Here is a 12,197-nt window from a genome sequence, read left to right on the forward strand (position 1 = left end):
AAGCCGAAGACGGCTTCTTCGAATAGGCCTGATACATAGATGCAACGGGGCGGCGGTTTTTCAAAAGCGGGTAGACAGTGGGGGCGAGTCCATACATAGCAGCTGGCGAAGCCTGCGTTCGGCTGCGTAGCAGTCGTCAAAACCTGAGTTCGCGGTTTAACTGAATGACCGCAGTGTCTGATTTCACGACTGCTGCGCAGCCGAACGCAGGCTTCGCCAGCTGCTACAAGGGATCTCAGTGTTTGCGGGGTTCGGCGGCCATTAGCATTTCCTTCGGCCGGGCCTTCAAATAGGGATTGGCGCAACCGATCTTCAGCCTGCGCGGTGGTGCCCAGCGGGAGTTGTTACCCACCCGGTCGAGGATGCAGTAAGTCACTTCCAGCCGCAGGTCTTCGCCGGCTTCGAGAATGATCGCCGGCGGCACCCAGACCTGGATCGGCTGGCCGACATCGCCGGCCTTGAGTCGTGGCAGATCCATGCGCACATCGCCCCAACGCAGGGTGATTTCGTCGTCGGCGGCCATGTTCTGGTAAGGCTCGATGGTCAGCGGAACGCCGCGCTTGATCTGGTTCGGATTGACCCCCTGACGGCGAATGGTCTCGGGGATGTTCACCGGCTCCAGGCTCTGGTTTTCATCGCCGCACAGCGCCGACGGTTGGCCGCCGGGGCAGTCGAGTTTGATTTGCACTCGTCTGGTGGCTGAAAGGGTTGGTCCTTGCCCGATCTGCATGATCCGGTAGTGGATGCGTGAGGTGCCATTGGCGATGAAGCTCTCGGGTACACGCAGTTGGACCGGTTGACCGACATCGTCGGCCGTCAGCACTCTGGAGGCCACGTAGCAGTTGTCCCAGAACAATTCGATCAGGTCGCCTTCGTCCATGCCGGAGTAGGGCGCCACATCGATCAGCAAGTGCGCCGCCGAGGTGATGTTGATGCAGGTCTTGTGAGATTGCGCCAGGGTCGGGGCGGCAAGTTCGGGTTTGTTCGAAGTGCTTGTCATGGGGTTTCTCCTTGAAGCCTTGCAGCGAAAGTCCGTTTCTGAAAGTTCGAAAGGCGTGAATTACCGAGCAACAAAGTTATTCACTATTTGTGAGGTTAAATAATGAATGAGTGCGAGGTTAGACGCCTGTTGGAGACTAGATAAGAGGGCGCTTGAATAGGTGTCAATAGAGTTGGCTAGTTAAGTATGGGATCTAGTGTTATTCAGAAAAATCCTACGCATTGAAGTTAATAAGCTGCACCGATCTGTCGAACTTTACCTTGTTTTATGGGCTTTCAGTGCGTTGCAGATGGCGAAGACCTGTTCGGTGAGGGCGCTGGGTTTGGCGAATTTTAGGCGAGGTTATTCTGTTGCAGAACATATATATGTACCGCACGCAGCTATAAAAAATTATCTATTGTTCAGGTGGGTGAATAAGCGGAGAGAACGTAGAGAGGGATTTTCTTAGTAGGGGGTGTTGTCACTTCCATCCATGGAAGTTAACAAGTAGTGAGGCGATGTTTCAGTGGTGAGCGTTATTCAGGAACTTGCTGAGAAACTGCTTCGTCCGCTCTTCTTTCGGATTTGCAAACAGCGCCTTGGCTTCGCCTTGTTCGACGATCACGCCCTTGTCGAAAAACACCACGCGGTTCGCCACGTCCCGGGCAAAGCCCATTTCGTGGGTGACGATGACCATGGTGCGTCGCTCTTCGGCGAGGCTGCGAATGGTCGCCAGCACTTCACCCACCAGCTCCGGGTCGAGGGCTGAGGTAGGTTCGTCGAACAGAATCACTTCCGGCTCCATTGCCAGCGCGCGGGCAATCGCCACACGCTGTTGCTGACCACCGGAAAGGCGACGCGGGTACGCGTCTTCCTTGCCCGCCAGGCCGACCCTGGCCAACAGCTTTTTGCCCAAGGCAATGGCTTCCGCACGTGGGATTTTTTTCACCACGATCGGGCCTTCGATGACGTTTTCCAGGGCGGTGCGATGAGGAAACAGATTGAAGTTCTGGAACACGAACCCCACGTGCTGGCGCAAACGTCGCACCAGGCCTTGCTGCTGGTTCAGCGGGCGGCTGCCATCGATCTCGATGTCACCGACCTTGATCCGGCCGCTGGTGGGCTCTTCCAGAAAATTCAGGCAACGCAGGAACGTGGTTTTACCCGAGCCGCTAGGCCCGATGATCGCCACCACCTCGCCTTCCTTCACTTGCAGATCGATGCCATTGAGCACCACTTGACCCTTGAACTGCTTTGTCAGTTTTTCCACGACAATCATTGGGTCAGGACTCCAGGTCGTGCCGATTGACCCGTGCTTCCAACTGGTTCTGCAGGTGCGAAAGCACCGTGGCCAGAATCCAGTAGATCAGCGCGGCGGCAAGGTACATGGTGAAAATTTCAAAGGTGCGGGCGGTAATCAGCTGCGCCTGACGGAACAGTTCCGGCACCTGAATAGTGGCTGCCAGCGCGGTGTCCTTGACCAGCGAAATGAAGCTGTTGCCCAGCGGTGGCAGAGCCGTGCGCATCGCTTGCGGCAGGATGGCCCGGCGCAGGGTCTGCGCACGGGTCATGCCGATACTCGCGGCGGCTTCCCACTGACCGCGCTCGATGGAACTGATCGCGGCGCGGAGGATTTCGCAGGCATAGGCCGCCATGTTCAGCGAGAAGCCGATCAGGGCTGCCGGTAGCGGATCAAGTTCGATGCCCAATTGCGGCAAGCCGTAATAGATCACGAACAGTTGCACCAGCAACGGCGTGCCGCGAAAGAACGACACGTAGATGCGGGCAATCCAGCTCACCAGTTTGAAGCGCGACAGGCGCATCAACGCCAGGCCGAAGCCCATCACCAGGCCGAAGAACATCCCGCCCAGGCTCAAGATCACCGTGTAGTACGCGCCCTTCAACAGGAAGGGCGCGGAATCCAGCGCGAGTTGGAAAGCTTCTTCCATTATTTAGTGACGTCAGCGCTGAAGTATTTTTCCGAAAGCTTTTTCAGCGTACCGTCGGCACGCAGCTTGTCGATGGCTTTGTTCACTGCTGCCAACAATTCAGGCTCGCCTTTGCGCAGGGCGATCCCGGCTTCCTGGCGGGAGAACGCTTCGCCGGCGGCGGAGGTGTCCTTGGCTTTCTTGGCGTATTCCAGCGCGGCGAGGCGGTCGATCAGAATGGCGTCGATGCGGCCGACGCGCAGATCCTGGAACTTGGTCGGGTCATCTTCGTAGGTGCGGATGTCAGCCTTAGGCACATTCTCTTTCACCCACTGCTCGTAGTTGGTGCCCAGACCTACGCCTACTTTCTTGCCGGCCAGATCGGCGGCGGTCTTGATGGTGTCTTTGTTCTTGGTCAGGGTCAGCGCCTGAATCCCGGAAACGGTGTACGGCTCGGAGAAGTCATACTTCTTCTTGCGCTCTTCGGAGATGGTTACCTGGTTGATCACCGCGTCCAGACGTTTGGATTCCAGCGCCGCGAGGATGCCGTCCCATTTGGTTGGTTGCAGTTTGACCTTCACGCCCAGCTCTTTGGCCAGGGCTTCGGAGAACTCGACTTCGAAGCCGGCCAGCTTGCCGTCGGCGTCGACGAAACTGAACGGAGGGTAAGTGCCTTCCAGGCCAACGTTGATCACGCCAGCGTCTTTGATTTTTTGCAGCTGCTCACCGGCAACCGCTTGCCCCAGCAGACCGGCGCTCAGCGCCAGGCCCAGCGAACCTACCAGCAGATTTCGTCGTAGTGCGGAAAAATTCATGACAAGCCCCTGTGTTTTCTTATGAAGACGCTTTTAGGAATGTTGGCAAAATCGGGATTTGAACGACTGCAATATCCTGCCCTAAAGCATCGTATGCGTCTCGCTGCAAATTCGCCTGCGGCGTGACTATATGACGGCACTTTTAGATAGGAAAATAATAAATATCAACTTCGTTATTCTTTTTTGAGCTAATGGATCGTTCCCACGCAGAGCGTGGGAACGATCGGCTACAAAAAGTCTTTATAGGCAAACAACGCCGGCGCCCCACCGGTATGCAGGAAGATGATCGGGCCATCATTGAAGCGCTGGCGGCCGATGCCATCGAGCAAACCCGCCATGGCCTTGCCGGTGTAAACCGGGTCCAGCAGCAAACCTTCCTGAATCGCCACCAGCTTCACGGCTGCCAACGTCCCGGCATTCGGTTCGCCATAGCGCGGGCCGAAATACTCGTCCCACAACTCGACCTTGAAACTCGCAGGCAGGCTCACGCGCAGCAGCTCAGCAGTGCGTTCGGCGAGGCCTTGGACTTTCGGGCGCTGGTCTTCGTCGCTGCGAGAAACCGTGACGCCAATCACTGGCAAATCCGGCAGTGCTTCACTCAACGCCAACGCCAGACCGCTATGGGTCCCGGCGCTGCCCGAAGCCAGAACCACGGCCGCGAATGTCAGCCCGGTGTCCTTGATCTGCTCAGCCAATTCCAGCCCGGCGCGCACATAACCCAAAGCACCCAATGCATTCGAGCCACCAATCGGCACCAGATACGGCTTCTTGCCGTTGTTGCGTAGGCGATCGGACAAGGCCTGCAATTGTTCGTCGGCGTTGTCGAGGTTCTCCACCAACTCGACCTTGGCGTCGAACAGGTCCAGCAACAGCCGATTGCCGTTGCCGACATAGTTAGCGTCGTCGGTGCCCAAGGGGTTTTCCAGCAGGGCTACGCAGCCCAGGCCAAGCCTGGCGGCAATGGCGGCGGTCTGGCGCACGTGGTTGGACTGAAGCGCGCCAGCGGTGATCAAGGTGTCGGCACCTTGTGCCAACGCATCGGCCGCCAGGTATTCGAGCTTGCGCAGCTTGTTGCCGCCCATCGCCAGCGGCGTTAGGTCATCACGCTTGACGTACACATCGCGGCCCAACCAGGCCGACAGGCGTTCGAGTTTTTCCAGGGCGGTAGGATGACCGAGCAGGTCGAGGCGATTAAAGCGGGCAAGCTGTTGTTTGATCATGGGGTCCGTACTGGCGGAGGGAGATGACAGGACTATAGGCACGCCTATTTAGCGGGGCAACTGACAATCGCCTTATGCCCAAAAGTGCTGAGCACAGCACAATCGGTTCTTAATTCGGCTTCCTGACCATGCCGTAAAGTAATCGCGGTTAACGCGGCCAGACAGTCCGGCCGCCCGTGAGGAGTTTTTACCGTGAGCGAGCGTTCCAGTCATTGGCAACTGCAGACCATCGTCAGCCAACTGCGCACGGCGCGTGACCAGTGGCGCTTACAAAATGGCCGCGCCAGCACCGAACAGGGCGGTCGCGAGTTGCCTTCCCGAGCGGCCATGGCAGAGATTCTTGAAGCCCTCTGTGGCGCGTTGTTCCCGATGCGCCTGGGGCCGGTGGATTTGCGCGAGGAGAGTGAAGACTTCTACGTCGGCCACACGCTGGACGTTGCGTTGAACGCGTTGCTGGCTCAGGCGCGACTCGAATTGCGCTACGCCGCTCGCCACAGTGCTCAGGCCGACACTGAAGTCGAGGCCAAAACGATTCAGATCATTCAGGACTTCGCCCTCGCATTGCCGGGGCTGCGCAGTCTGCTCGACACCGACGTGCTGGCGGCCTATCACGGCGATCCGGCGGCTCGCAGCGTCGATGAGGTGTTGTTGTGCTATCCGGGGATTCTGGCGGTGATTCACCATCGCCTGGCCCATCATTTGTACCGCGCCGGATTGCCGCTGCTGGCACGGATCAGCGCGGAAATCGCGCACTCGGCCACCGGCATCGACATTCACCCTGGCGCGCAGATTGGTCGCAGCTTCTTCATCGATCACGGGACGGGTGTGGTGATCGGCGAGACCGCCATCATCGGCGAGCGTGTGCGGATTTATCAGGCCGTGACGTTGGGCGCCAAGCGCTTCCCGGCGGATGAAGACGGTCAGTTGCAGAAGGGGCAACCGCGACATCCGATTGTCGAGGATGACGTGGTGATCTATGCCGGTGCGACGATTCTGGGACGGATCACCATCGGCAAGGGCTCGACCATTGGCGGCAATGTCTGGCTGACCCGCAGCGTGCCGGCGGGGAGCAACCTGACTCAGGCGAATCTGCAGCATGATGACGGGACGCAGAAGTAAGCCCCCGGCTTTTTGGTGACTGATAAACAGTCTTCGTTGGCTGTAGGAGCTGTGTAGGAGCTGTCGAGTGAAACGAGGCTGCGATCTTTTGACTTTGCTTTTTTAAGATCAAGATCAAAAGATCGCAGCCTCGTTTCACTCGACAGCTCCTACAAAATCCCCCGAACCCCACGTCATACCCATCCTTGAGCTAGCGTACGAACAGTGCCGCCGAGCCTTGCGATTAGTCCTTAGCACCCTATTCATGTTTAACTTGAACGCTCATTCAAGTTAAACCGCCGGTTTGCTGCCCGCTCACAACAGGAGGCTTGCCTTTGCCGAGTCCGTTACTGATTGCCCTGTTTCACCCCCTCGAGGTGCACCTTTCATGAGTGCATCACCCACCCCCGCAAGCGGTCAGGTCCGCATGAATCCGCCGGTGTTTTACTTCTCGGCGACGTTCATTCTGCTGTTCGGCATCATCGTCATCGCCATGCCTGAACAGGCCGGCGCCTGGCTTCTGGAAGCGCAAAACTGGGCGGCCAACACGGTCGGCTGGTACTACATGCTCGCGATGACCTTGTATCTGATCTTCGTGGTGGTCACCGCCTTGTCCGGTTACGGCAAGATCAAGCTCGGTGCCGACCACGACGAACCCGAATTCAGTTACCTGTCCTGGGCCGGCATGCTGTTCGCTGCCGGCATCAGCATCACGCTGTTCTTCTTTTGCGTGTCCGAACCGCTGACCCATTTGGCGCAACCGCCGCAAGGCGAAGCGGGCACGGCGGATGCGGCGCGTCAGGCGATGCAGATTCTGTTTCTGCACTGGGGCCTGCACGGCTGGGGCGTGTTCGCTTTCGTCGGCATGGCGCTGGCCTACTTCGCTTATCGGCATAACCTGCCGCTAGCCCTGCGTTCGGCGCTCTATCCGCTGATCGGCAAACGCATCAACGGTCCCATCGGTTACGCGGTGGACGGCTTTGGCATCATCGCCACCGTGTTCGGCCTCGGTGCCGACATGGGCTTTGGTGTGTTGCACCTCAACTCGGGTCTGGACTACCTGTTCGGCATCGCTCACACCCAGTGGATTCAGGTCGGCTTGATCACGCTGATGATGGGCGCGGCGATCATCGTCGCGGTGTCTGGCGTCGATAAAGGCGTGCGCGTGATGTCCGACATCAACATGCTGCTGGCCTGCGCGCTGCTGCTGTTCGTGTTGTTCGCCGGCCCGACTCAGCATCTGCTCAACACTCTGATTCAGAACATCGGCGACTACCTCGGCGCCTTGCCGATGAAGAGTTTCGACCTTTACGCCTACGACAAACCCAGTGACTGGCTGGGCGGTTGGACGGTGTTCTACTGGGCCTGGTGGATCGCATGGTCGCCGTTCGTGGGCCTGTTCATCGCGCGGATTTCCCGTGGCCGGACCATCCGCGAATTCGTCTTCGGCGTGCTGTTGATTCCGCTCGGCTTCACCCTCGCGTGGATGTCGATCTTCGGCAACAGCGCCATCGATCAAGTCCTCAACCATGGCATGAGCGCCCTCGGCATGTCGGCTATCGACAACCCGTCGATGACCCTCTACTTGCTGCTGGAAACCTACCCGTGGAGCAAAACCGTGATCGCGGTCACGGTGTTCATCAGCTTCGTGTTCTTCGTGACGTCTGCCGACTCCGGCACCGTGGTGCTGTCGACACTGTCCGCCAAGGGCGGCAATCCCGATGAAGACGGGCCGAAATGGCTTCGGGTGTTCTGGGGCGCAATGACCGCGTTGGTGACCAGTGCGCTACTGTTCTCCGGCAGCATCGATGCGCTGAAGTCAGCGGTGGTGCTGACCTCGTTGCCATTCTCGATGATCTTGCTGCTGATGATGTGGGGGCTGCACAAGGCGTTCTACCTGGAGTCGCAGAAGCAGATCGCGCAACTGCATTCGCTGGCACCGGTATCCGGATCGCGGCGTGGCGGCTGGCGTCAACGCCTGAGTCAGGCCGTGCATTTCCCGTCACGGGATGAGGTCTATCGCTTCCTCGATACGACGGTGCGCCCGGCGATTGAAGAAGTCTCGGCGGTGTTCGTCGAGAAGGGCTTGAACGTGGTCACTCAGCCGGACCCGACCAACGACAACGTTAGCCTGGAAATCGGTCACGGAGAGGAGCATCCGTTTATCTATCAGGTGCAGATGCGCGGCTACTTCACGCCGTCCTTCGCCCGTGGCGGCATGGGTTCCAAGGAACTCAACAACCGTCGTTATTACCGGGCCGAAGTGCATTTGAGCGAGGGCAGTCAGGATTACGATCTAGTGGGTTACACCAAGGAGCAGATCATCAACGACATCCTTGATCAGTACGAACGACACCTGCAGTTCTTGCATTTGGTGCGTTGATCGAGAGCCGATGGCGCCGAGCCTTTTTCAGGTCTCGGCGCTCAACACCATGAACAGCACCAGCGCCGCCACCGGCACACTGAACACCACCGTGCCGATCATCAGTTCCGAACTCAGTGACTGGCCGGCCGTGACCATGCCAACGGCGCCGTTGATCAGCGCCAGCGCCAGCCACAGGACCACGAAGCTGTAGGTCAGTGTCTGTTGGCTGAAGCCGATTTTTTCGCCGATGAACAGCATCAACGCCAGCAGAGTCAGGCCGAAGGTGATGATGATCGTGGTGTGCATGCTGTGTTCCGCCCTTCAAATGTGTGTTGCCTTTGAGTCGGCACTGCGGTGTCAGTGTGAGCTTAGTTAAACCAGCCCGCCATTAACTCGCAAAATCTGCCCGTTGACCCAACCCGAATCCGGGCCGACCAGGAAAGACACAACGCGGGAAATGTCTTCTGGCTGAGCCAGACGTTCCAGCGGGGCCATCTTGGCGAAGGCCTGGATCTGCTCTTCGCTGTTGCCGTGCAGGAACAGATCGGTAGCCACCGGACCGGGGGCTACTGCATTGACGGTGATATTGCGACCGCGTATTTCCTGGCGAACACCTGGGTCAGGGATTCCACCGCCGCTTTGGTGGCGATGTACACCGCATAGCCCGGCAGGTTCATGTCGACGGTGCTGCTGGAGAAGTTGATGATCCGCCCGCCAGCATTCAGGCCGGTGGCGGCTTCACGCAGGGTGTTGAACGTACCGCGAGCGTGAATGTTGAAGTTCTGGTCGAACATCCGGCGTACGTCGTCGGCATTGGCCACGTCAGCCTTGATCGCTATGGCCTGATGCCCGGTCTGACGCAATTCGACCACCAGTTTTGAAGCTTCGGTGGCGCTGCTGGCGTAGTTGATGGCGACGGCGAAACCTTGTTTGGCCAATTGTTTGGCGATCACCGCGCCGATGCCGCGGGAGGCGCCGGTCACGATGGCAACTTTTGAAGTTTGGTTCGTCATGGCGGTGATTCCTTTGAAGTTGATGGCTTGGGGTGAAGCCAGACTCACATGGTTACTCAGGCTGATAAATGCACGAGAGTTGCCTTGACTGTTCAACAATCGACCGCCAGGAGACCCGCGTGGATCAAGTCAAAGCGATGAAGGTTTTCGTGCGGATCTACGAGCGCAGCAGCTTCACGCTGGCGGCTGATGACGTGAACCTGCCGCGGGCGACATTGACCCATACGCTGAATCAATTCGAAGCCTGGCTCGGTACACGACTGCTGGAGCGAAGCACTCGAAAGGTACGTCCTACGCTGGATGGCCAGGCGTACTACCTGCGTTGCGTGCAGCTGCTGGCGGAACTGGAAGACGCCGAACTGGCGTTTCGCAGCGTCGCGCCGAAGGGCCGGTTGCGCGTGGATTTGCATGGCACGTTGGCCAAGCATTTCGTCATCCCGGCATTGCCACAGTTCATGGCGCGCTACCCGGACATCGAACTGTCTATCAGCGAGGCCGACCGCTTTGTTGACCTCATCGCTGAAGGCGTTTCGGTGTTGTATCCGCACAACCGACACATGTCGCCACGGGTTCGAGTGTTTGTAGATTGGCTGGGGGAAGTGTTTGCGGGGGCACAGTAGCCGCTGGTCTATAGGGAAATCTGGTCCCTGCACGATAGGCTAATATTTATCAGAGTGTGTATGGTGTGTATTGGTATGAAGCTTCGTCGCGTAGTGTGCGCAGCAGATGCTGCCCACAAGGACGAAGGTGATGTGAAGTCGGGGAAATGATCAGGATGATCGAGGAGGATGGTTGGTATCTGGTGGCCGTGAAAGGCAGCCATCATCAGTACAAGCATCCGTGCAAGCCAGGGAGGGTGACGATAAAGCACCCGGACTCGGATCTTCCGAAAGGAAAGATCAACAGCATATTGAAACAGGCGGGCCTGAAATGAGACCCGACACCGGATACGAAAGCCCCGAGCGGGCCACATCACAGGAAGGACTTACCGAAATGAAATTCCCGGTCGTTCTGCACAAGGATGCCGACTCAGAATACGGAGTAATTATCCCGGACGTTCCGGGTTGCTTCTCCGCAGGCGGTACTGTGGCGCAGGCATTTGAAAACGTGAAGGAAGCGCTGGCGTTGCACTACGAAGGCTTGGTGGCCGATGGCGATCCACTGCCGCAGGTGCATGAGATCGACGCTCATCTTGATAACCCTGATTACGCGGGCGGCGTGTGGGGGGTGGTTGAATTTGATATCACGCCTTACTTCGGAAAGTCGGTGCGCTTCAATGCCACACTGCCTGAGCAGTTGCTTGAGCGTATCGATCAAACAGTCAGGCGGGATCAGCGGTACAGCTCAAGGTCTGGCTTTTTGGCTGCCGCTGCCCTGCGTGAGTTGTCGGCGTAAAAAAATGTTGTGAAACGTTTCAGCATTTTCTCTAGTCCGAGGTTTATCGGCGTTTGTCTGGGCGTATGCTGGGCAACTTGCGAAGCAGTCGATACCAACTTCAAGACAGACAAGAGAGGATTCGATGACCTACACCGCTGCCGAAAACCGCTACGACTCCATCCCTTACCGCCGCGTGGGGCGCAGCGGGCTGGTGCTGCCGGCACTGTCTCTGGGCCTGTGGCACAACTTCGGCGACAGCACGCCGATCGACACTCAGCGTTCGTTGCTGCGTACCGCGTTTGATCTGGGCATCAACCATTTCGACCTGGCCAACAACTACGGCCCGCCGTATGGCAGCGCCGAGATCAATTTCGGTCGTTTGCTGCGTGAAGACTTCAAGCAGTATCGCGACGAGCTGATTATCTCGAGCAAGGCCGGTTGGGACATGTGGGCCGGCCCTTATGGTCAGGGCGGCGGTTCGCGCAAATACGTGCTGGCCAGCCTTGATCAGAGCCTGCAGCGTCTGGGCCTGGACTACGTGGACATCTTCTATTCCCACCGCTTCGACCCGGACACGCCGCTGGAAGAAACCGCCAGCGCACTGGCAACCGCGGTACAACAGGGCAAGGCGTTGTACATCGGTATCTCCTCGTACTCGGGGGTTAAAACCCGTGAAATGGCCGCGCTGCTGAAAGAGTGGAAAGTCCCGTTGCTGATTCATCAGCCGGCTTACAACCTGCTCAATCGATGGGTGGAAAAAGACCTGCTGGATACGACGGACGAGCTCGGAACGGGCGTGATTGCGTTTACGCCGCTGGCTCAGGGGTTGTTGACCGACAAGTACCTCAATGGTGTGCCGGCGGACGCGCGGGTCAATCGTCCGGGAGGTAGTTCGTTGCAGGCGGAGCACTTGTCCGAAGCCAACATCGCTCATGTGCGTGCGCTGAATGAGATCGCCAAGCGTCGCGGTCAAAGTCTGGCGCAGCTGGCATTGGCGTGGACGTTACGCGATCCGCGCGTGACGTCGGCGCTGATCGGTGCGAGCCGGCCGGAGCAGATTATCGAGAACGTCGGGGCGTTGAAGAATTTGAGCTTTAGTGCCGAAGAGCTGGCGGAAATTGACCGGTTTGCCCAGGAGGGCGGGGTCAATCTTTGGGAGAAGCCTTCGACGGCTGAGTAAGTGTTCGGCGCTGGATCCTTTAGCGCCTGACAGATCGCTTTCGCGAGCAAGCCCGCTCCCACATTAGACCGAGTTGTTCAGTAAGAACGCGGTCTAATAATGAAATGGCTACCCCCGCCGCCCCCTGTGATCGCCCACTAAGCTTTCACAGGGGGCTCACCGGAGACCGTTGCCATGAACAAAGTAGCTATTGCCGCCATCGACCTGGGAAAACACACCTTT

At 58.1% G+C, this 12,197-nt stretch carries 12 protein-coding genes and 1 pseudogene; 6 read left to right on the forward strand and 7 right to left on the reverse strand.

Annotated elements, in window-relative coordinates:
* Positions 1 to 235 precede the first annotated feature (235 nt).
* From FQ187_RS29340 to FQ187_RS29360, 5 genes are all read right to left on the reverse strand, one after another.
* A complete protein-coding gene (locus FQ187_RS29340) occupies positions 236 to 1,000 on the reverse strand; it encodes a hypothetical protein (RefSeq protein WP_149632161.1) in 765 nt (254 codons plus the stop codon).
* A 502-nt stretch (positions 1,001 to 1,502) separates the two neighbouring features.
* Positions 1,503 to 2,258 carry an L-cystine ABC transporter ATP-binding protein TcyN gene (tcyN, locus tag FQ187_RS29345; protein WP_149632162.1) on the reverse strand — a complete coding sequence of 252 codons (756 nt, stop codon included), beginning with the start codon at positions 2,256 to 2,258 and terminating at the stop codon, positions 1,503 to 1,505.
* 4 nt (positions 2,259 to 2,262) lie between these two features.
* Positions 2,263 to 2,928, reverse strand: coding sequence for a cystine ABC transporter permease (tcyL, locus tag FQ187_RS29350; RefSeq protein ID WP_033058489.1), 666 nt, complete (start codon positions 2,926 to 2,928; stop codon positions 2,263 to 2,265).
* A complete protein-coding gene (tcyJ, locus tag FQ187_RS29355) occupies positions 2,928 to 3,722 on the reverse strand; it encodes a cystine ABC transporter substrate-binding protein (RefSeq protein WP_149632163.1) in 795 nt (264 codons plus the stop codon). Before tcyJ ends, tcyL begins: the two co-directional genes overlap by 1 nt.
* Before the next feature lie 227 nt (positions 3,723 to 3,949).
* Positions 3,950 to 4,942, reverse strand: a complete 993-nt coding sequence (locus FQ187_RS29360; RefSeq protein WP_149632164.1) for a D-cysteine desulfhydrase — start codon at positions 4,940 to 4,942, stop codon at positions 3,950 to 3,952.
* 192 nt (positions 4,943 to 5,134) lie between these two features.
* On the opposite strand from FQ187_RS29360, the gene epsC reads away from it, so the two are divergent.
* Both epsC and betT read left to right on the forward strand, forming a co-directional pair.
* Positions 5,135 to 6,061: a serine O-acetyltransferase EpsC gene (gene epsC / locus FQ187_RS29365; protein ID WP_033058482.1), complete on the forward strand. Its 927-nt coding sequence runs from the start codon at positions 5,135 to 5,137 to the stop codon at positions 6,059 to 6,061.
* Positions 6,062 to 6,467: 406 nt separating this feature from the next.
* Positions 6,468 to 8,423: a choline transporter BetT gene (gene betT, locus FQ187_RS29370; protein WP_178122793.1), complete on the forward strand. Its 1,956-nt coding sequence runs from the start codon at positions 6,468 to 6,470 to the stop codon at positions 8,421 to 8,423.
* A 27-nt stretch (positions 8,424 to 8,450) separates the two neighbouring features.
* Here the strand turns inward: betT and FQ187_RS29375 are convergent, their stop codons facing one another.
* Both FQ187_RS29375 and FQ187_RS29380 read right to left on the reverse strand, forming a co-directional pair.
* Positions 8,451 to 8,711, reverse strand: a complete 261-nt coding sequence (locus FQ187_RS29375; RefSeq protein WP_149632166.1) for a hypothetical protein — start codon at positions 8,709 to 8,711, stop codon at positions 8,451 to 8,453.
* A 66-nt stretch (positions 8,712 to 8,777) separates the two neighbouring features.
* Positions 8,778 to 9,418 (reverse strand): annotated as a pseudogene (locus tag FQ187_RS29380) (SDR family oxidoreductase).
* Between the two features lie 119 nt (positions 9,419 to 9,537).
* On the opposite strand from FQ187_RS29380, the gene FQ187_RS29385 reads away from it, so the two are divergent.
* The 4 genes from FQ187_RS29385 (at position 9,538) to mgrA (ending at position 11,975) form a co-directional block, all read left to right on the forward strand.
* Positions 9,538 to 10,038 carry a LysR family transcriptional regulator gene (locus tag FQ187_RS29385; protein ID WP_149632167.1) on the forward strand — a complete coding sequence of 167 codons (501 nt, stop codon included), beginning with the start codon at positions 9,538 to 9,540 and terminating at the stop codon, positions 10,036 to 10,038.
* A 146-nt stretch (positions 10,039 to 10,184) separates the two neighbouring features.
* Complete coding sequence (locus tag FQ187_RS29390) at positions 10,185 to 10,352, forward strand: type II toxin-antitoxin system HicA family toxin (protein ID WP_149632168.1); 168 nt, start codon at positions 10,185 to 10,187, stop codon at positions 10,350 to 10,352.
* Positions 10,349 to 10,813 carry a type II toxin-antitoxin system HicB family antitoxin gene (locus FQ187_RS29395; protein ID WP_178122792.1) on the forward strand — a complete coding sequence of 155 codons (465 nt, stop codon included), beginning with the start codon at positions 10,349 to 10,351 and terminating at the stop codon, positions 10,811 to 10,813. The genes FQ187_RS29390 and FQ187_RS29395 overlap by 4 nt, the downstream gene beginning before the upstream one ends.
* Before the next feature lie 124 nt (positions 10,814 to 10,937).
* Positions 10,938 to 11,975: an L-glyceraldehyde 3-phosphate reductase gene (gene mgrA / locus FQ187_RS29400; protein WP_149632170.1), complete on the forward strand. Its 1,038-nt coding sequence runs from the start codon at positions 10,938 to 10,940 to the stop codon at positions 11,973 to 11,975.
* Positions 11,976 to 12,197: the final 222 nt, after the last annotated feature.

The organism is Pseudomonas sp. ANT_J28 (assembly GCF_008370005.1).
Classification (GTDB): domain Bacteria; phylum Pseudomonadota; class Gammaproteobacteria; order Pseudomonadales; family Pseudomonadaceae; genus Aquipseudomonas; species Aquipseudomonas frigoris.